The organism is Flavivirga amylovorans, assembly GCF_030540875.1.
In the GTDB taxonomy this organism is placed as follows: Bacteria; Bacteroidota; Bacteroidia; order Flavobacteriales; family Flavobacteriaceae; genus Flavivirga; species Flavivirga amylovorans.
Window position 1 is genome coordinate 1,251,765 of sequence record NZ_JAUOEM010000001.1, and the last position, 21,632, is coordinate 1,273,396.

11 protein-coding genes are annotated in these 21,632 nt (G+C 34.7%); all 11 read left to right on the top strand.

Annotation, left to right across the window (positions count from 1 at the left end):
- Positions 1 to 186: 186 nt before the first annotated feature.
- A complete protein-coding gene (locus tag Q4Q39_RS05025; protein ID WP_303281282.1) occupies positions 187 to 1,092 on the top strand; it encodes a glycerophosphodiester phosphodiesterase family protein in 906 nt (301 codons plus the stop codon).
- 692 nt (positions 1,093 to 1,784) lie between these two features.
- On the top strand, positions 1,785 to 5,858 hold the full coding sequence (locus Q4Q39_RS05030; RefSeq protein WP_303281283.1) for a hybrid sensor histidine kinase/response regulator transcription factor: 4,074 nt from the start codon (positions 1,785 to 1,787) through the stop codon (positions 5,856 to 5,858).
- Between the two features lie 698 nt (positions 5,859 to 6,556).
- The gene (locus tag Q4Q39_RS05035) at positions 6,557 to 6,943 is read left to right on the top strand and encodes a hypothetical protein (protein ID WP_303281284.1); all 387 of its coding nucleotides are present in this window, start codon (positions 6,557 to 6,559) and stop codon (positions 6,941 to 6,943) included.
- Positions 6,944 to 7,026: 83 nt separating this feature from the next.
- Positions 7,027 to 7,842, top strand: coding sequence for a GEVED domain-containing protein (locus tag Q4Q39_RS05040; RefSeq protein ID WP_303281285.1), 816 nt, complete (start codon positions 7,027 to 7,029; stop codon positions 7,840 to 7,842).
- 47 nt (positions 7,843 to 7,889) lie between these two features.
- On the top strand, positions 7,890 to 10,934 hold the full coding sequence (locus Q4Q39_RS05045; protein WP_303281286.1) for a SusC/RagA family TonB-linked outer membrane protein: 3,045 nt from the start codon (positions 7,890 to 7,892) through the stop codon (positions 10,932 to 10,934).
- A gap of 25 nt (positions 10,935 to 10,959) precedes the next feature.
- On the top strand, positions 10,960 to 12,405 hold the full coding sequence (locus Q4Q39_RS05050) for a RagB/SusD family nutrient uptake outer membrane protein (RefSeq protein ID WP_303281287.1): 1,446 nt from the start codon (positions 10,960 to 10,962) through the stop codon (positions 12,403 to 12,405).
- Positions 12,406 to 12,944: 539 nt separating this feature from the next.
- Complete coding sequence (locus Q4Q39_RS05055; RefSeq protein WP_303281288.1) at positions 12,945 to 13,805, top strand: sensor histidine kinase; 861 nt, start codon at positions 12,945 to 12,947, stop codon at positions 13,803 to 13,805.
- 1,331 nt (positions 13,806 to 15,136) lie between these two features.
- Positions 15,137 to 17,194: a coiled-coil domain-containing protein gene (locus tag Q4Q39_RS05060; RefSeq protein WP_303281289.1), complete on the top strand. Its 2,058-nt coding sequence runs from the start codon at positions 15,137 to 15,139 to the stop codon at positions 17,192 to 17,194.
- A gap of 213 nt (positions 17,195 to 17,407) precedes the next feature.
- Positions 17,408 to 18,193, top strand: coding sequence for a BT1926 family outer membrane beta-barrel protein (locus Q4Q39_RS05065; RefSeq protein ID WP_303281290.1), 786 nt, complete (start codon positions 17,408 to 17,410; stop codon positions 18,191 to 18,193).
- A gap of 308 nt (positions 18,194 to 18,501) precedes the next feature.
- Positions 18,502 to 19,350: a sensor histidine kinase gene (locus Q4Q39_RS05070; protein WP_303281291.1), complete on the top strand. Its 849-nt coding sequence runs from the start codon at positions 18,502 to 18,504 to the stop codon at positions 19,348 to 19,350.
- A gap of 1,111 nt (positions 19,351 to 20,461) precedes the next feature.
- Positions 20,462 to 21,632, top strand: a 1,171-nt coding sequence (locus Q4Q39_RS05075; RefSeq protein ID WP_496559731.1) for a phage tail-like protein, incomplete at its 3' end; no start/stop codon positions are given.

Here is a 21,632-nt window from a genome sequence, read left to right on the forward strand (position 1 = left end):
ATTGGGACGAATAAATTAACGTGAATCTTGAACTCTTAAACAAGACTCACGTTAAAGTATTAATAATAAGTATAATATGATACACATAATACGTGCAAACTTTATACATATTTAAAGATAGAGTGAAAAATAAAAAATGTTTTAAAGAAACGTATTTTCAAATCAGGGCAATAAAAACAGATAAATATGTTACGTATTAGTAGAATAAAATGGCACATTCTTTTCCTGTTTTTGATTGTTTTTTGGAGTTTTTCCTGTAACGATAAACACAGGTTTAACGATCTTATCGAATCATTAAAGAATGCAGATACAGACCATACCTTTGTTGTGGCACATCGGGGAGATTGGAGAAACGCACCAGAAAATTCACTGCAGGCCATTAAGAATTGCATGGATAAGGGGGTAGAAATGGTAGAAATTGATCTACAGAGAACCAGTGATGGTGTATTTGTTTTAATGCACGACGCCTCTATAGATAGAACAACTACGGGTAAAGGTAAAGTATCAGAACTCAGTTGGAAGGCTATAAAGCAGGTATATCTACGAAATGGTTTGGGGTCCTGGACCACACATAAAGTTCCCAGGCTTGAAGAGGTTTTAGACATGACTAAAGGAAAGATATTGATTAATCTGGACAAAAGCTATAACTATATAGATGAGCTCTATAAACTTTTAAAGGCCAGAGCCATGGAAGAGCAGGTTATCTTTAAAGGATGGATGAAACCTTATGATGTGGTAACTAATGATTTAAAGGTACCTCTGGACAGTATTAATTTTATGCCCATACTAGATGGTAAAGACAAACACTGGAAAACGGTTTTAAATAGTTATTCGGGGAAGTATGTCCCCATGGCGATCGAAATTATTTTTACAACCGAAGCATTGGGAAAAGAGATGATTAGAGAGGTTAAAAAAACAGGCTCACGGGTCTGGGTAAATGCGCTTTGGCCAGATATGAATGCCGGTCATGATGATGAAATGGCCCTCAATCATCCTGATAAAGTATATGGATGGTTTATTAAAAACGGCGTTTCAATGATACAAACAGATAGAATAGATGTTCTTATGGAATATCTTGACACGCATAAATGAATTTTTATTAATTAACAATTGTTTATAAAGATGTCTGTTCGAGATTGGGGACAAAAGATTTTATCAAGCGTACAAAATGACGCTATTAGGTGTCATTGTGAAGGAGGAACGACCGTAACAATCGGTCTAATTATAGTTCAATTTAAGAGATTCCCTGCCTGCGACAGGCAGGTCACGTCGCTCTAAGGAGCTCCTCAGAATGACGTCAATGGTAGCACAGTGGAAGTACTCAACCTGACATTACGTTTTAATTTTTTGAAATTTAGCTTAATAATTTTGTTCTTATGTCAAACTCATGTTAAATAACATAGAGTTAACTAAACTGATGCTAAATGAGAAAAAATATGTAATATATTTATAGGTTTTATTAGTAAAACGCTGTTTTGAAAAATTGAGAAGCAACGCTTTTAAAATAGAGAGTTGAATTAATCCCGCGCCTGTGTTGAACTTGTTTCAGCATCTAGCGGGATCTCAAGTTTAATACCTCGACCCTTGGGGAGATTTTCAGGATTCAGAGCTTGCTCCGGGGTTTCCTATTAACCTCTCCTATGAAGAGGGCTGAATTGCCAAAAAAGGCCATTCTGGGTGAGGCAAACTACAGGATAAGTGAATACAATAAACAAGCTATAGCATATTAAGCTTTGTTGAATATTATTTTTATTGAATAATACAAAAATTAGTACAAATAAATTATGAATAGCATATACAGGCGTCTTGTTATATACCCCGTTTTACTTCTGAGCGTCGTGATCGTTTTTGGGCAGAATAACATAGGCTTTACCCAATTAAATTTAGAACAAGGTCTATCCAATGGAAGTGTTACCGGCATCGTACAAGACAGTATTGGATTTGTTTGGACGGCAACTAAAAATGGGTTGAACAGGTATGATGGAAAAAACTTTAAAGTTTATAACCAGGAAAACAGTAACTTAAAAACAAATGATATCTCTAGCCTGCTTTTAGACAGTAAGGGTAGAATGTGGGTAGGTACTATTGGTGGCGGGATCTATAAATATGATATTCAAAAAGATATTTTTAAAGACTTTCGAAACGAGTCAGAGAAAACGCCAGGACTCCAATCTGATATTATCCATACCATTTACGAAGATAGACAAGGTGCTATTTGGTTAGGCACAGAAAATGGCCTGTGCAAATTTAAAGAAAATCAACAATCTTTTATAACCTATAATAATTATAATATTTCCGAAAATACTGTATTTGGAACCAATACTATTTTAAGCCTTTTTGAAAAAGAAGACGGCTCATTCTGGGTTGGTACGAATGGAGGCGGGCTTTTTACTTTTAACAGGAAGACAGAAACCTTTAAGCCTTTTGTTAGTAAGCAAGAAGGAAAAACGTGGATGCTTCCCGATTATATTCTGGCGATCGCTGCACTGGAAAAAGATGAGTTATTAATTGGCACTTATGGTGATGGGCTCATTAAGATGAATAGCAAAGAAGGTACGGCTTCCAATTTCTTTAAAGAGACCCCTTTTGAAAAAGTACAGATAATACGGGCCATCTATACCGATGATATTGGTACGCTATGGGTTGGTACAGATGGTCAGGGTTTAATAAAAGTTACCAAGAATCACGAGCAGGGTACAGCCATGACCCAATTCTTACACAATAATCGCCAAAAAAACTCACTTAGCAGCAATACCATACACACCCTTTTTAAAGATAATATGTCTAATTTGTGGATTGGCACGGCAAGAAAAGGGATTAGTATTATCGAAAATTTTCCAGAAAACATTCAGCGTTTTCAAAGCGATGCCTATGAAGATGACGCCTTCCCGATACTTTCAATATATAAGAATAACAATGGATTGTGGATGGGACTTGATGGTGGCGGACTAAATAGATACGATTTTACCTCCAAAAAAGTAACCAGATATGCCAAAGATGCCGATCTTATGGTAGGCGGTCATTTTATTCAATGTATTAAACCAGATGGCGATGGTGATTTTTGGCTGGGCACCTTTACGAATGGGCTTGTATTATTCAACCCATTACAAGGAAAACTTAAGCAATATAAAAGAACAGACCAGGATCCCTGGTCATTACCCTATGACGATGTTAGGGATGTGGTCGTATTGCCATCAAAAAACCTGTGGGTGGCAACTTGGGGAGGCGGTCTTAGTTATTTTGATAGAGAAACCGAAAGATTTAAAAATTACCGTTACGATAAAAACAATCCCAACGCTATAAGCAGCGACAATGTTATTTCTTTATTAAAGGATGTACATGATGAATTGTGGATTGCAACCTATGGTGGCGGACTTAATTTTTATAATACCACGACCCAGAGTTTTGAGCATTTTTTAATGAATGCAGACGATCCCAATAGTCTGGTTAGTAATTACATTTTTGCTGTTATAGAAGATATGGACCGAAACCATTTATGGTTAGGTACAAAAAAAGGCTTGAGCAAATTTGACCTAAACACCCGGACATTTAAAAATTTTAGCATAGGAAACTCTTTAAATACCAATACCATTGTTAGTCTGGAACAAGATAGTCAAGGGACTATCTGGATGGGAACCAAAGAAGGTATTTTTAAGTTTAATCCAGTAGAAGAAGACGTCGAAGCCGTTTCTAAAACAAACCAGGAATACCACATAAATTCCATTTTTAAAGATACCTCGGGGATCTTGTACTTTGGGGGTATGGAAGGTTGGATCTCCATCGATCCCAAAAAAGAAACGGCTCCCAAAGCGCATTCTAAAATGATACTTACAGATTTTAAACTATTCAACCAAACGGTTAAGGTAGGCACTAATAAGATTCTTGAAGAAAGCATATTTTTACAAAAAGAAGTCACATTAAAACATGATCAAAATGTATTTACTATAGATTTTACAACGTTAAGCTATCCGTTTTCTAATGCGATTGGCTATGCCATTAAAATGGAAGGTTTCGATAAAGAATGGAGAGCCATAGGCAAACAAGGGTCTGCAACTTTTACCAATTTAGCAGCTGGAGACTATACGTTTATGGTAAAAAGTCAAAATCGTGACGGAAAATGGCAAGAGCGAACTGCCGCTCTTAAAGTGGAAATTCTCCCACCTTTTTGGAAGACCTGGTGGGCCTATACCATTTACGCCGTCTTGTTATTATTGCTATTGTGGGGGATAAATCATTATACTTTGCAATGGGCAGAAATAAAAAACAATCTTAGAAACGAAAAAATACTACGCGAACAAAAAGAAAAAATACACCAGTTAAAACAACACTTTTTCACAAACATATCTCATGAAATACGAACACCATTAACCCTTATCATGGGAACTTTAAATAGCCTGTTAAAAAAGAGTGTAAATGCCGTAGAACAAAAACAACTGGCTATTCTTAAGAGCAGTGCAAACAGGCTTTTGAATTTGGTGAATGAATTGCTTAATATTAGAAAACTCGAGACAGGCAATGTCAGGTTACAAGTAAGTGAAAATGATCTTAGCATATTTATTCATGAAATTTTTCTGGCGTTTTCTCAACAGGCCATTGCGAGTAACATACAATACAATTATAAAAGACCGGAAACGCCCATACTTGCTTGGTTTGATAAAGCGCAATTAGAAAAAGCGATCTATAACCTGTTTACAAATGCCTTTAAGTTTACAAAGTCCAACGACACCATAACGGTTGCAGTACAGCAAATTAATGACTATATAGAAATAAGCGTTAAAGATTCTGGCTTGGGAATTCCCGAAAATAAATTACCACATATTTTTGAAAGATTTTACCAGGATGAAGAGGCTACAGCAAGTTATAACGGATTTGGCATTGGGCTTTCCATTACTAAAGATATTGTAGAACTGCATTCTGGAACCATCCAGGTAAAAAGCGAACTGGGTTATGGCAGTCTCTTTACCATAAGCCTACCCATGGGGCGTGATCATTTTGAAGATTCACAAATTATTTCATCTACCGAAGGTGAAGATCATATTAATTATTATATGAAGATTAGACCAGATCAAGAACTTCAGGACGAATTATTTAAAGAGACCAGTATTTTAGTTATTGAAGATAACCATCATCTTCGGGAACATTTAAAGAGCATACTGTCCAGTGATTTCAAGGTTTTGGATGCCGAAAATGGAAAGATAGGTTTAAATATGGCAATAGAACAATTTCCAGATTTGATTATAAGTGATGTTATGATGCCTGAAATGGATGGGATTGCTTTATGCTATGCCTTAAAAACAAATATCATGACCAGCCATATACCTGTCATTCTTTTAACGGCCAGGGCTATGGTAGAAAATATTATGGAAGGTTATGAAACGGGAGCAGATGATTATTTAGTCAAGCCTTTTAATGAAGACGTCCTGAAAATTAGAATCAAAAACTTATTAGCGAATAGAAAACAGCTTAGAGAGCGCTATATTAATGAAGGCTTGCTTCACCCAAAAGAGGTGACCCTTACGTCCCCAGATCAGGAATTCCTGACCAAGCTTAACGGTATTCTTGAAAAAAAATTAGAAGAACCCGAGTTTAGTGTTGATGAACTTGCAAGTGACATGGCGATGAGCCATTCTGGTCTTTATAAAAAATTAAAAGCACTTACAGGCATGACCCTCATTAAATTCACAAAAGATTTTAGACTAAACCGGGCTGCACAAATGCTTGAACAGCGTAAATTTTCGGTTGTAGATGTGTGTTTTAAAGTAGGTTATACCGATAGAAAACATTTTAGTAAAGAGTTTAAAAAGAAATTTGGTCAGAATCCTTCCAGTTATGGTAAAGACTTTAATCCAAATGACTAAATATTTAAATGTGTAAAACTAATAAGGTATAGTTGTTTGTCATGTCGACAGAGCGAAGCATGAGTGACGAGACATCCCATCATGATGAGATTCATCCTCGTTCCTCGTCTGAATGACAAAAAATTTTTAAATGTTTTGAATATCAGTTTTAATAAATCGAACAGATATTCATCTAATAAGATATAGTTGTTTGTCATGTCGACAGAGCGAAGCATGAGTGACGAGACATCCCATCATGAAGAGATTCTTCCTCGTTCCTAGTCTGAATGACAAAAAATTTTTAAATGTTTTGAATATCAGTTTTAATAAATCGAACAGATATTCATCTAATAAGATACAGTTGTTTGTCATGTCGACAGAGCGAAGCATGAGTGACGAGACATCCCATCATGATGAGATGCATCCTCGTTCCTTGTCTGAATGACAGAATTAAAATATTTTAAAATACGGATTATCAAAGTACATTTTATTTCTATCTATAGTTAAAACAACCATTTTAAGAGTTAAAATGACCATTTTAAAAATGAAATAACGAGAGGGTTCTGTAAATTGTTACAAATATGAAAATACCCCCCTTGGTTTCCTATTTATTTCAACCTATCATATGAAAAGAAATAATAATTTGGTCAAAAATATAATTGCTTAAGAGCGATTTCTAAGGAGTATATATTATATAACAATCTTTAAATTAATTAATTATGAAAAAAAAGGTCATTACTATTGTATTTATTACGTCCATGTTTTTTGTTTATGCGGCTAATCCAGGTAATACCGCTTTGATGAAAAAAATTATGATTGATTTATACGCAGCTAAGGATATTGTTCTTGTTGAACAAAATGAGACCTTATTAACTCCTACTGTAGGAGTTAGATCTGTTTACCCAGGAACTAATGACAAATTAACCAAGATATTAATTTACAAAAAAAATCCATTTGCTTTTTATGATGAGATTGATCAGTCTGAGATTGACCCCAATGCTTTTCCTTTATTTTATATAGATACATCTAATTGGCCTTCGGGAGACTACCATTTAGTTATGTTTTATGAAGGGAATCAAGTTTTACATGACGATATAACGATATAAAACTTTTATTTGACAATTGGTCAAGTGAGGACACTATAATTAAACTTATTTCATGCATTTAACTATTAATTAATCATTCAACTATGAAAAAAAATAAATTAAAACTGAAAAGCTATCTAATATTCATGACGCTATCAATACCTGTCTTTTTTAATATGTCATGTGATGAAGATGAAGAAATAATCTCGTTGAATCAAATTTCGCTAAACGAATCAAATGTTCAATTAGGATTAGGGCAAGTACAAACATTAGTGGTTACGCCCACTCCAAAAGATGCCACACATCCAAAAGTAACATGGTCTTCAAGTAATGAAGATGTTGCACAAATACAGATCAACGAGAGCGGTTTGGTTGCAGGTGTAAAAGGAATAGGCACTGGAGAAGCTGTTATAACTGCAAAAATGGAAAATGGAGATGTTGGGCAAACGGTTAATATAACGGTGCAGCGAATGTATTGTGACGTATCGGGTACAGGATCGTATTATGTTGAAAGTGTAACGACCACAGGAGGAAATTCCAATATCAATCATAATGGTTTACAACCAGAAGATAACTACGCTTTCTATTCAGAAGAAATTCTTGATATTAGCTCTGGTAGTAGTTTTACCCTAGAAGTCGTACAATCAAATAATTGGTCAAGAACCATGGTTTGGATCGATTGGAACGGTGATGGTAATTTTAGTAGCGATGATGAATTAGCACACGTATTTGGTGTAGGTAGTGATTTAAATGATGGCCCTTTTAATGCCTCGATAGAAGTACCCGCTAATGCTGCAAAAGGAGCTGTTAGAATGCGTATTGTTACTGGCGATGCCTGGTCTTATGATGAGGTGCCGATTGCTGTCTGTGACAAACTTAAAAACAGTTCAACCAAAGATTTCATCATAGAAATATTATAAAACAATAAGAACCATTAAATAATTATTGAAAACAACCCAGATATATTATGAAACAAAGACTACAACTAACACTATTATTTTTGTTTTTAACAACAAGCCTGGCATTTGCACAGCAAACCATTACGGGAACGATTACAGATGCAAATAGTAGCCAACCTTTACCTGGAGTATCTGTACAATTAAAAGGCACAACTATAGGAGTCGCCTCAGATTTTGATGGAAAATTTTCCATAGAAGCGCCTACGAATGGCACCTTAATGTTTAGTTACCTTGGATTTTCTACCCAAGAAATCGCCATTAATGAGCAGCTAACTATAAACGTACAATTACAAGAAGATGCGGCCCAATTGGATGCCGTGGTTGTTGTGGGGTATGGAACACAAAAAAAGAGCGATGTTACAGGCGCTGTAGCTTCTGTTAAAGTAGATGAATTACAAAGCATTCCTTTAGCGAGAGCCGACGAAGTATTACAGGGACAAGTAGCAGGTGTGCAGGTTAATAACAATGATGCCTCTCCCAATGCGAATGTGTCTATAAGAATTAGAGGGGTTAGTTCTATTAATGGGGGGAGTAATCCATTAATTATTATAGATGGTGCGCAGGGCGTTAGTATAGGTGATGTACACCCTAATGATATTCAATCTATGGAAGTCTTGAAAGATGCCTCGGCTACAGCCATTTACGGATCTCGAGGCGCAAGCGGTGTCATACTTATTACAACAAAAAAGGGTGTAAAAGGAAGCAAGCCTAGCATCTCTTATAATATGTTTACAACGCTTCATACCGTAAGAGAAAAACTAGATTTGCTTAATGCATCTCAATATGCACGGTATATTAACGATAACAGAGCAGCTCGAACATTGCCTACAGTATTTTCAGATGCAGATATTGCAGGCTTTGATGCAGGCGCAGGGACAGATTGGCAAGATGCCATATTTAGAACAGGGGCGACTCATAACCACCATGTTAACGTTAGTGGGGCAACAGACAATACAACATATAATATTTCTGGTGATTTTTTAGAAACCAAAGGTATTGTTATTGGGTCTAGATTTAAAAGGTTTTCAATACGTCCAAATATATCGGTGAATATTAATGAGAAGCTCAAGTTCAATTTTAACTCTTTTATCAATTTAACAAAAGATAATCCAATAATCTTAAATTCCAGAGACAGACAGGGCAGCCCGGTTTATGCGTCTTTCCTTTTTTCGCCTACCAGACCTATCTTTAATCAAGATGGTACCTATTCTCAACCAGGTGGGGGAGTCGGTCCTAATACCGAATTTAATCCGGTTGCCTTAGCCCTGGAACCTATACGAGATAATTATTCTAATAGAATTATTCTTAACCCTAGTGTGGAATATCGCATTGTAGATGGGCTTAAGATTAATATTATGGGATCTTACCAACAAGTGGACGACGAGAATAACTTTTATTACAATGAAAAGGTTGTGAATGGTGGAGAAACAGATCGAGAAGCTTCTATTTCTAATAGCAGATTTAACAGTTTTCAGAACACCAACATCCTTACTTACGATACAACTATAGGAGACAAGCACGGCATAAAACTTACGGCGGTATACGAGCAACAAAAAACTAAATTTAACAGTAGTTTTGCAAGTGCCAGAGGGTTTTTAACCAATGCTGTAACTTATAACGATTTAAGTTTGGGAACCTTACCAGGCATTCCTTTTTCTAACAGAACCGAGCAATCTTTAGAGTCTTTTATGGGACGTATCAATTATTCTATGGATGGCAAGTACTTAGTCAATATTACTGGTAGATCGGATGCTGCTTCTGTATTTGCCGAAAATAACAAACGGGCCTTTTTTCCATCTGTGGGAGGCGCTTGGAATATTTCTAAAGAAAATTTCTTAAAAGACTCAAACACTGTAGATAATTTAAAGCTAAGAGGAAGTTTTGGAGAGGTAGGGAATGCAGCTATACGCCCTTATCAGTCCCTTTCTCAATTAGTAACGGGATCTAATTTTTCTTTTAATGGAGATCGACTTACTAATGGGATAAACCTATCTACCCAAGCCCCTAATAAAGATTTAAAATGGGAAACCACCAGACAATTAAATATAGGGATGGATTTAACCATGTTTCAAGGACGTTTGTCGGTTACAGCAGATTATTATAAAAAGAATACTGTAGACCTTTTGTTAGAAAGAGCTTTGTTTCAATCTTCAGGATTTCAAACACAACTGGTAAACGCTGGAGAAGTTGAAAATAAAGGATTCGAAATTTTATTATCGGCCATTCCGTTAAAGAATGATCGCTTTGAATGGAATAGTACGGTAGCCTTTTCTAGAAATGAAAATAATGTAGTTGCCTTGAATAGTGGCGAAACCGAAATTAGACTTGGAGGTGCAGGATTACCAGGATTTTCTGATGCTATTTGGTTAGAAGTGGGACAGCCTATAGGATTGGTAAGAGGGTTGGAATATGATGGGGTTTGGAAAAGTGATGAAGCTATTTTGGCATCGGTTTATAATGTAATACCAGGTTCGCCCAAGTATGTAGATCAAAATAATGATGGGATCATTAATGATGCCGATATTGTAAATATAGCCAATGCTTTGCCCGATTATAACTTTAGTTGGAACAATACCTTTAAATATGGAAATCTGGATCTTAATGTATTAGTAATTGGTGTACAAGGGAATGATATTTATAACATTGCCCGTGCTCAAACCGAATCAAAAGATGCAGGAACGAGTACGAACCTTTTAAATGTATGGACACCTACTAACGAGAATACAGATATTCCTGGACATGCAGCCCTTGGTAATTTTCGTAATTCCAGTCGTTGGGTAGAAGATGGTTCTTACATACGTATAAAAAACATCACTCTGGGCTATAATTTCTCCAAAATGCTTACTAAGTCTCTAGGTATTTCATCTGCAAGAGTCTATGCAACAGGAACCAATCTATTTACTTTTACAGATTATACTGGGTTTGATCCAGAATCTAATAATGCAGGGGATATTGCGACAAATAGTGCCTCTACCGATGCTTTTGCAGGTGTAGATTTAGCGTCGTTTCCTTCGCAAAAAAAATATACACTAGGACTAGATATTAAATTTTAAGTTTTAACCTCAAAAAAATGATTAAATGAAAAAGCTACTTGTATTAATAGTTGTCTGTATGATGGGGTCAGCCTGTGCAGATATAGAATTAGATGAAAATCCACCATCATTATTAAATCCAGAAACGTTCTTTACTACCGAAAGTGAGTTTGAATCAGCATTAGCTGGAGCTTTTAGGCCGTTGTATTCTGGTTATTCCAGTTTTGATTATGGCTATCCTTTAATAATGACTTCTGGTGCCGAGGATGTACGTTCGGATGCAGGCATTTTTTTAGATTTGGATAGGTTGGCACCAAATGGCAGCGACCAATCCATTCTTAATGTATGGAGACAATTATACCAATCTATTGCTAATGCCAACACCATCATTGGTAATCTTGGTAATGCAGATATCCCTGAAGAACGGCTAAACGAACTGGAAGGTCAGGCGAAGTTTATAAGGGCATTCAATTATTTCTTTTTAGTGCGTTGGTTTGGCGAAGTACAATTAACCACTTTTGAAAATCAAAGTGATGTAGAAAACCTTAAACAAGCTACTGTAACTGAGATCTATGAATCTATTATAGCAAATTTAAAAGATGCAGAATCAAAATTACCTGATAGTTTTGAAGAAAAAGGAAGACCTACCAAAGGTGCTGCTAAGGCATTATTGGCTAAGGTCTATCTTACTATGGCAGGATGGCCTTTAGAAGATACATCAAAATATGCATTAGCCAGAGATAAAGCAAAGGAAGTAATAGACTCAGGAATTTACAGTCTAGAACCTAATTTTGCAAATTTATGGAAAGAAGAAAATAAGTTAACCAATAGAGAATTTATTTTCGCATTTTATGGCTCTATAGCATCAGATGGCATTTCAGGAAGTCATTTACATGTAGCATCGCGCCATTGGGGCAATGGCGAAGGCGGTTGGGGTGATTTTTATAGCGAAGACCGGTTTTTCAATGCGTTTCCTAATAGCCCAAGAAAAGACGCTACGTTTACCTCGGTTTTTGCCGATGGAACCAGTTGGGAAGATGCTGGCGTACAACCACACATGGCTAAATACAGAGATGCTGGTGATACTGTAGGCAACGATGGCGAAGGATTTGTTGTCTTATTGCGTTATGCAGATGTGCTGTTAATATACGCTGAAGCCGAAAATAATGCCGAAGGCGCACCAACCACTGCGGCACTTGAAGCTGTTAATCAGGTGAGGAGACGCGCAGAAGGCTTTGATGATATAAATACACCGAGTAGTGTGGATATTCCAACAAGCATGTCCCAAGCAGAATTTGATAAAGCGGTCATAGAAGAACGACATTGGGAATTGGCTTTCGAATTAAACCGATGGTTTGATTTGGTACGTAAAAAAATGGTCGTTGAGGTAAACAAAGATGTCCATCCAAATGTCACAGAAAACAATAGATTATTACCTAAACCATCTGCACAATTAATCCCAGGGATTTTAGACCAAAATATAGGGTATTAATTTGTAGTGAATTGTATAAACTGTTCCTTTTTTAAGTTTTTAAAAATGAGCATATTATAAGGTTTTTTTACACACATATAAATGGCTAATTCACAATAAATAAACCATCTGTTTTATATAACTCCAATGAGCAAATAAAATGTTAATTTTATAAATAACATGTGAGTTAGCCTGTCTTTTTGGTTCTTAATATTATAAGAACATGACTATGCAAATGGAAGCTTTTTATGAGGAAGGGACTTACCAATATGGCTCGGAACTAGTTTAAGCTTTTAGATTATAAAACTCAGGGAATCATGGTTTTTCAATTGACTTTTGCGGTTTTTTCAATAAAATAGAGTAGTAGATAAGAACTGTTTAGAAGAAAATTTATAAAAAAAATGTAATTCTTCAAGAGCTTTACAACGCGTAAGTGCGTACAGCTGTTAGGTCTTTAAAAGTAGATCTAAACAGCTTATATAAAAAGATCAAGACTAAAAACATAGAAGTTGATCTTTTATTCCATATGATTTAAGTCGTATTTAGATATACAAAATATTATGATTTTAACATTATTAGTTTTAATGGTTTTTACCTTAACAGTATTATTATTAATGTATGATAAACATTTTAGAAAAAACGAAGATGCTTTTAACAAGCAATTAAAACAACAAAATTATCAAATAGATTCACTGACTAGTACCCTAAAATGTTTAAAATTTGTAAAAGAAGTACTCGTTCCAGTGGTATCTCATGATTACCGGTCCCCATTAGTATGTATTAAAAGTACCTTATTACGTATTCAAATGGACGACAATTATAATGAAACAGAACTTAAAAATAATTTAAAAGTATTAAACAATCAAGTAGATAGTACATTAGGTTTTGTAGACGACATGTTGCTTTGTACTAAAAATAAGCTAACGGATGCCAATAGTGATTTATGCGACATATCGATTGCATGGTTAATTAATAAAAATATTGATTTAATGCAACAAAGTATTTTTGAAAAACAATTGAACGTCGTCATTAATTTGTCTGAGGTATTGCATGAAAAACAAGTCATAGCAGTTTCTGTTGTAGACATAACCATTCGTAATTTATTATCTAATGCTGTTAAAGTGGCACCAACATCCAGTACCATAACTATAGCAGGGTCTACACAAGATGGCCATTTAGTCATCTCGGTAAAAGATGAAGGCAAGGGATTAACAGCATATGAAATAGCGCATTTATTTAGTCAATCGTCTCAAAAAACAAGTCTATTACATTTAGATAGGTCGCTACCCATGTCTAGTTGGGGTGTTGGATTGCAGCTGGTAAAAGAACTTTTAGACAGTTGCGAGGGTAAGATATGGGTAGAATCTAATAACAAATATGTTAAGGGTGCTACATTTAGCTTTATGGTACCACTGCACTAATAAATAACGAACCGTTATACCTTAAAATAACGTGAGTTCGACGTAAGTAACCACAATTATTATTTATAACCGATTAATATTTTTATATGTCACACATTGAGAACATCCAATAAAAATTTTATCCAGTGTAAAATATTGACGTAATGTCCCCTCGAGCATTATCGAAATATAAAATGTATTTTATATTGAAGATACCTAGCGTAGCTAAACGAGAGGTCTTAAGGAGGTCTCGACTGCGCTCGACCAGACCCAGGTCAATCATCAATTTAAGAAGTGTTTATAAAATAACGTCAATGGTAGATTAGAGATAAAAAAATTTATCAAGCGCATAAAATGACGTCATCGGGTGTCATCAGAAGAAGGTACGACTGAAGAATCTCTAGAAATTTATCCAAAGATTCCCTGCCTGGCTGGCAGCTACTGTGTACCCACAAATATTAATGAATAAAGCATCGTAGCTTTAAAATGCTAGCCACGAATACACAAACCTACCTACATCCTGCAGGCTGGTCTCACCAATATACCTGTCTATAGAAAGGTTTGACAGACTGAAAGTCTGATTCGTGTTCATACTTAGTATAACATATGCCATGTCGCTATTATTATACGCTCGCTAAGGATACTAATAAATAACTGCACTGCGACTATATTTGTGTATTCGTGGCGCAGTATTGGTGCTTACAAGATTTTGAGAGCAATCAATTGAATCATAGATTAAAAGGATGTGGGTACACAGTATCTGGCCGGCAGGCCGGTTCGCTGAGCTCTGAATGAAATAACTTTAAATCAAACGCTTAACAAATAACGTCAATGGTAGTACTTCGACTAAGCTCAGCATAAACTTTCGAGAAATCTCATAATTATGAGATGCCTCCTTGTAAACTTCGTTTGAGTATTTTCAATCAAAATATATTTTGATTTCAATAACGGTTCGGAATGACAAATGAAAACTTTATTTAATTGATAATTAATGAATTATCATTTCTGTTACGTTAAACTCATATTATAAAACAGAAAGATCTATAAACCTAATCTAAATGGGGTGTTTATACACCTGTTGATTATTTCTACCATTTATTTTCTAATCCCCCCAGTTATGGGTTTGTTTTTTGTCTAGTGGGCAATTAGCAAAACCTTTGCCAAAATTATAAGAAAAGATACTTGTTTGTCTAATAAACACAAGGACCAAGAAAATAATGACGCATTATATAGGCTGTTATCTTAAAAGTTAAAGAGCTCATATACTGTAATTTATTATCGTGTCTAAGTTTTGTTTTTGGTCAATATATCTTTATGTAAATCAAAATAAATAAATAATCAAATTTTTAAAAATGACAAATTTTAAACAGTTAACTATTGGAGTTTTAATGTTAGGAACATTAGGAGTAACGTCTTGTGTAGACGATGAAATCTCTAGTGAAGTAAAAGCGATTTACCAAGGGCAAGCAGCTTTTCTTAGTGCGCAATCTAATTTAAAACAAGCGGAAGCAGATTTAAAAGCTGCAGATGCCGCGTATCAACTTTTAATAAACATAGCAAAAGAAGCACAAAATGAATTAGAAATTTTAGAAGCACAAAATGCGTTAGAAATAGCCAGAGAAGAACATATTAAGGCGCTACTTCAATTAAAATTAGATGTAGAAGCAACAAAATCTTCTGAAGCCGAAAAATATCTTGGTCAATATTTAAGCGAAAAAGGAAATATAATGACATTGAAATCGTCTATTTCATCATTAAATGCCGATTTATTAAGATTAAATGCAACAGTAGCAGACGGTATTTTTGATACAGAAGAAGCTATTGAATTAGAGGAAATTAATATTGCACAGTATGAAAATCAATTGGTTGAAGATGAGTTTATACTAGGCTTATTAAAAGCCGTGGAGTCTGATCCAGCATCGGTTGGTAACCAAGTGATAGAAATTCAAAAGCAAATCGATGCCTTAAAAGCCGAGAATAAAGAAAAGAACGCAAGAGTTACTGAAATTAGTACTACCGAGCTTCCTAAATTTGGAGGTGATTTATCAGACTACCAAAATATTAAAACGGAGGTACAAGGTTTAAAAAACAGTGTGCAGTCTTGGGAAGTTTATTTATCTGAATTCAATGACCAATTAGCAGAAGTACAAGAAGAACTGGGACAATTAACAGGCGGTACGGCGATTACATACGAGCAGGCTTTAGTAAATAGAGACAATGCGGAGGCTACCAAAGACGAAAAACAAGATGTTTTCGATACTGTTTCTATGTTAGCATCAGAGTATAGCGACTTAATTAATGACATAGCGGCTGTAGATGCTCAAATAAAACAGAAAGAAACATCAATTTCTAGTATTGAAAATAGCTTAGAGGATTTAAAAAGTGAGTTTGATACAAGAAAATCAATTTTTGATAATGATCCTTCGGGGAAAACAGTTGATGATAAAGGAGCTGATGGAAAAGCAGGAAATCCTAATGACAACTTTCCATCAACTTACCATTTAGTATTAGATGCTACTGCTGATCCAATTTCTTACGAAGCCCAAGCTTATTTTACTATGGCAGACCTTCCAGTAGGTGCTGTAATAGGAGCTGTACCAACAGACGGTGAGTATTTTGATGTAGAAGCAGATGATACGGCAATTGTTTATAATGAAGATGCATTTAATGCGGCACAATCTGCTTTTATAAATGCTCAAGTAGCGTTAAGTAATGAAAAATCAGCTTTAGCAGACTATGAAGCAGAACTGGTAGAACTAAAAGAAAAACAAGCAACGTTTGATACGACGTTAAGTACTCAATTAGAAAATGCAAGAAGAGAAAAAGAAGAAGCCGATGCGGCATATGATTTAGCTTCAGATATTGTTTCACTACTAGAAAGTATCATACCTATTGAAAATGATATATTAGATACTAAAACATCTTTAGAAGTATATAAACTAAGATTAGCAGATAGTGAACGTGAACTTAATCGTTTAGCAGATCTTGTAGATGATGCTACATTTGCAGAATATTCAGCTTTATTAGCGCAAGTTTTTCAATTAGAACAAGAGGTTGCTATAAATGAAGACATGATTAATGATTTAGAAGGCGATATTATTTACTTTGAAGGTTTAGAATTAGAATTAGAGGCTAGTAATTATGCTGGATCAGATTATGAAGAACGTTTGGAAAGAATAGCAGAAGAAATTAAAGACCAGGAAGTGGCTATTTTAGAGACAAAGAAAAATATTACATCAGCTAAAAACAAACTGGAAGAGTTAAAACAAGATAAGGTTGATTTAGAAGAAACCCGATTAACAGATATCGCAGAAATTGAAGCGCGTATTGAGTTGTTAGAATCAGAAATTTCTCAACGTGAACAATTGGCAGAAAACTATCTGGCATTAATGAACGATGCTTTATCATAATCTTTAAGATTAAATTAAAAAAAGAGGGTGTCTAAAAAACTGTAAGTTGTCATTTTGATTACTTCGACTGTGCTCAGCATAAACTAAAATCGAAAAATCTCAAAATAATGACAGATGTTTATTTTTAAAGAGATGCTTCATTTTCATTCTGAATGACACTTTTTAGACACCCTCTTAAACAATTAAACAATTAATTTCTTAAAGATTTTTATTATGAAAAAAATATTCTTAGCAATATTTGTATTACTATTTAGCATGAATATGGCTATAGCTCAAGACAAAAAAGCTATTGATTATAGGCCGGATAAAGGTAGTTTTACTGTGTCTTTATTATTAGGAAAAGGTGTTTTTTTAGATTCGGGTTCTGCCACAAGCATAGGCAATAATGTGGTTAATGGAGCTGCACCTACGTATACTACGTTAAGCAATAACAATAATAATTTAACCAATATGGTTGGGGTAGAAGGCAAGTATTTCCTTTCTAATAAAACCGTACTTACTTTAACAGGAGGTGTCTCTTATAGAAACACACCGTCGCTTATTAATATCCCCGAAGTAAGAGACACGACAGGCGATCTTTTAGTACCTGGATATAGTGCGGTTCTTGGAGAAGATGATATCGATGTACATGTTGCTCCAGGGGTACAATTTTATTACGAATTAAAGAGTCCAAGACTATTACCTTATTTTGGTTTTGCACTACCTTTTGATTATTCTAGAAGCACCGTTTTTGATCCAACGGTTGATGCAGATAACAACATTCTTAGTTATGGAAACAAGCATGTAGAATTGGTAGGTGTAGGTGTACATGGTGTTGCAGGCTTAGATTATTATTTAACACCAGATTTATTTATTGGTTTCGATGTTAAACCAGTAACCTTTAATTATCTTATTAATACTAAAAAACCAAGACCTGGAACCTTAGGCAGACAAGCTGAAAATTATTCACTATCATTTTTCAGCCATTATATTTTTAAAATAGGGTTTAAGCTTAATTAAATAGTGTAACCCATTACTACATTATAATAATAAAAAAAACGTCTAAATCTTTTAGGCGTTTTTTATCATTATGTATTATCATCCAGACATAGCATGCTATAAAAATAGAGTTAAAAAAAATGACATATAAAACCTGAAACTTCCATAAAAGATTATTCATGAACTTTTCAGCACTAGTAGTACAAGCGATTAATAATACAGCGCAGTACTTCTAAAAACAGAGCAAGCAATCCAAGCAGAGAAAGTGTATCATGTTTCTATTAAAAAGCCACCAATACTAAGTAAGAGATTTAACAAAACACGCATTAATGTTATTGTTACTGGTTTTAATAGGTATTACTTTAACAATAGGAGGCATTTTATATATTAAAAAACTAAAAAAGAATGCCAATACTATTAACAAGCTATTAGAAGAAGAAAAGCTTAAAACAGATTCCCTAAATACCGATTTAAAATTTTTAAAAGAAGTGCTTATTCCAGTAGTATCTCATGATTATCGTTCGCCATTAGTAACTATTAAAAGTTCCTTATTACGTATGCAACTGGATGAAAACTACCATGCAAAAGATTTTGAAAATAATTTAAAAACATTAAACAATCAAATAGATAATACATTAAGCTTACTAGACGACATGTTGCTTTATACTAAAAATAGGCTAACGGATGCTAATAGTGATTTACAGGACATATCGATTGCATGGCTCATTAATAAAAATATTGATTTAATGCAGCATATTATTTTTGAAAAACAATTACAAGTTATCGTTAATGTCTCCGAAGTTTTACAGGAAAAACAAACTGTGGCAGTGTCTGTTGTAGATATCACAATTCGTAATTTATTATCTAATGCCACTAAAGTGGCACCCGTATCAAGTACTATACAGATACGTAGTTTTATACAAGATAAAAACTTAGTCATATTAGTAAAAGATGAAGGCAAGGGCCTAACTGAATACGAGGCAGCGCATTTATTTAATCAATCGTCTCAAAAAACTCCCCTATTGCATTTAGAATCGTTTCGGTTAAAATCTAGTTTAGGTTTTGGTTTACAGTTGGTAAAGGAGCTTTTGGTTAGCTGTCAAGGCCAGATATGGGTAGAACCCAGTCATAAAGATTCTAAAGGCGCAACATTTGGTTTTATGGTACCACTACACTAACGATTACTTACTAATCATTACATATAAAATAACGTCAGGGATCATGCACAAAAGTTGTGTGTGATCCGTATTCCGTATTTTACTTTCTCTTAATAAGCCTTATATTATTTATAAATACCTCCAAGGGTTCTTTATTAAACAGATTGCTTCGTCCTATCGTCCTCGCAAAGACGGTGTCTTGCTGTTTACGATTAAAAGCACCTTTGGTATTATCCTTCTTCTTGCGTTCTACAAGGCTTTAAGGTAATCGTTAAGAACAGACCAAAGAGGCTAGCCCAGACCCTTGGTAAGAATAAAGAACAAAATTTTGAAAACCAGGAGCATAGCATTGGGTAGAGCGATGGAGCGACGCAAAATTTTGGGCTTGGTTCTTCTTGAGTGACAGCAAAAGAAGAAATTCCTACGAAGGGGCGTCCTTTCTTTTGTTACTTTTCTTTGGACGAGCAAAGAAAAGTAAATCACTAAACAGTATAATTAATTTAAAATGCGAAATTTTGAATTAATTATAAACACAACAATTAATCTTGATCCAACGTCAGTTCTATTTATTACAAATGGATAGTCAGTATTTTAAAATATTCTAACAAATACATTTTGTCATTTCAAACGCTACGGAGAGTAACATATATTTTACTTAAAGGTATATAGTGTAACTATTGAGGAGAAATCTTATCATGTTGAGATATCTCGAAAGTTTATCCAGAGTACTTCGGCTTCGCTCAGTCGATATGACAAATATTTTGAATATAAATTATGCCGAACTCAAGTTAAAATATGGCATCCAAACCGTTTAGCCAATATAGTCGAACACTTACTGTCTATGTTCAAAACAGGTGGTTTTAAAGAGGAAAATATGTAAGATTTATCCTGAAGTACTAGTTTTTAACACATATCACCTACCAAGACCATTTATTTTCTTAAAGACTACAGTTGTAGGTTCATTTTTTGTGTAATGCCCCATTAGTATAACCTTTGGCACGGGATTAAATAGTAACAACAGGCCAACTCAAAGGTATTAAGATCATGTTAGTCTGCTTAAAAAACTTCTATAACTTTTAATCTATTTAGTGAAATTTAAATAACCATAAACTATTAAAGTAAACTTTTGCTTATGAAAACAATTAAACTTTTAGGAATACTAGTATGCCTATCTTTTTCTGCAATAATAAATGCACAGGTTGGTATAGGAAATGCACTTCCAGACAACTCTGCTCAATTAGATATTACGGCATCAGATAGAGGATTGCTCATCCCAAGGGTTGTATTACAAAGTACAACAGACACTACAACAATTACTAACGGTAATGTTAATAGCCTTATTGTGTACGCAACAAATACTATGGGAGATATCATTCCAGGATATTATTACTGGCAGGATTCTGATGCTGCCTGGAAAAGAATTGTTAATGGTGATGATGTGGCAACATTTGAAACACTTACAACCTTTACACTTAATGCAGATGGTTTCACACTAGAGTATATGGATGAAGACAACGTACTTAGTACCGTAAACCTTTCTACAGTGGTAGATAATACAGAAACACTAACCTCTCTAGTAGATAACGGAGATGGCACTGTAACGTATACAGATGAAGATGATGTTGCTAATATCGTTGTTATATCTGTTAATTCAGAGAATGTAAACATTATAGACAATAGTATTGATATCGATAACGATGGCAATACGGATGTTAATGTTACGCTGCAAGATGTTATTACTAACATCTCCAATATTATAGATGCCAATGAGACCTTAACGACCATCGGATTAAATGCAGACGGCATCAATTTAGATTACATGGATGAAGATGGCGCAGTTACTCAGATAGATTTATCGACAATTATTGCCAATCTGGAAACGCTAACGTCTTTAACGAGCGATCAAGCAACAGGAACATTAACCTATACAGACGAAGCTGGTGTTGCAAATATGATTACAATTTACACAAATTCAGGTAACGTTAGTATTACCGATAATACGATTGATATCGATAACGATGGCAATACCGATGTTAATGTGACCTTGCAGGATGTTATAGATAATATCACCAATATTATAGATGCTAATGAGACCTTAACGACCATCGGATTAAATGCAGACGGCATCAATTTAGATTACATGGATGAAGATGGCGCAGTTACTCAGATAGATTTATCGGCAATTATTGCCAATCTGGAAACGCTAACGTCTTTAACGAGCGATCAAGCAACAGGAACATTAACCTATACAGACGAAGCTGGTGTTGCAAATATGATTACAATTTACACAAATTCAGGTAACG

Bases quoted from the DNA above. Each gene is read 5' to 3' on its own strand.
- Q4Q39_RS05050 (WP_303281287.1), top strand. From the start codon at position 10,960: ATGAAAAAGCTACTTGTATTAATAGTTGTCTGTATGATGGGGTCAGCC.
- Q4Q39_RS05055 (WP_303281288.1), top strand. From the start codon at position 12,945: ATGATTTTAACATTATTAGTTTTAATGGTTTTTACCTTAACAGTATTA.
- Q4Q39_RS05045 (WP_303281286.1), top strand. From the start codon at position 7,890: ATGAAACAAAGACTACAACTAACACTATTATTTTTGTTTTTAACAACA.
- Q4Q39_RS05030 (WP_303281283.1), top strand. From the start codon at position 1,785: ATGAATAGCATATACAGGCGTCTTGTTATATACCCCGTTTTACTTCTG.
- Q4Q39_RS05070 (WP_303281291.1), top strand. From the start codon at position 18,502: ATGTTATTGTTACTGGTTTTAATAGGTATTACTTTAACAATAGGAGGC.
- Q4Q39_RS05025 (WP_303281282.1), top strand. From the start codon at position 187: ATGTTACGTATTAGTAGAATAAAATGGCACATTCTTTTCCTGTTTTTG.
- Q4Q39_RS05035 (WP_303281284.1), top strand. From the start codon at position 6,557: ATGAAAAAAAAGGTCATTACTATTGTATTTATTACGTCCATGTTTTTT.
- Q4Q39_RS05060 (WP_303281289.1), top strand. From the start codon at position 15,137: ATGACAAATTTTAAACAGTTAACTATTGGAGTTTTAATGTTAGGAACA.
- Q4Q39_RS05065 (WP_303281290.1), top strand. From the start codon at position 17,408: ATGAAAAAAATATTCTTAGCAATATTTGTATTACTATTTAGCATGAAT.
- Q4Q39_RS05040 (WP_303281285.1), top strand. From the start codon at position 7,027: ATGAAAAAAAATAAATTAAAACTGAAAAGCTATCTAATATTCATGACG.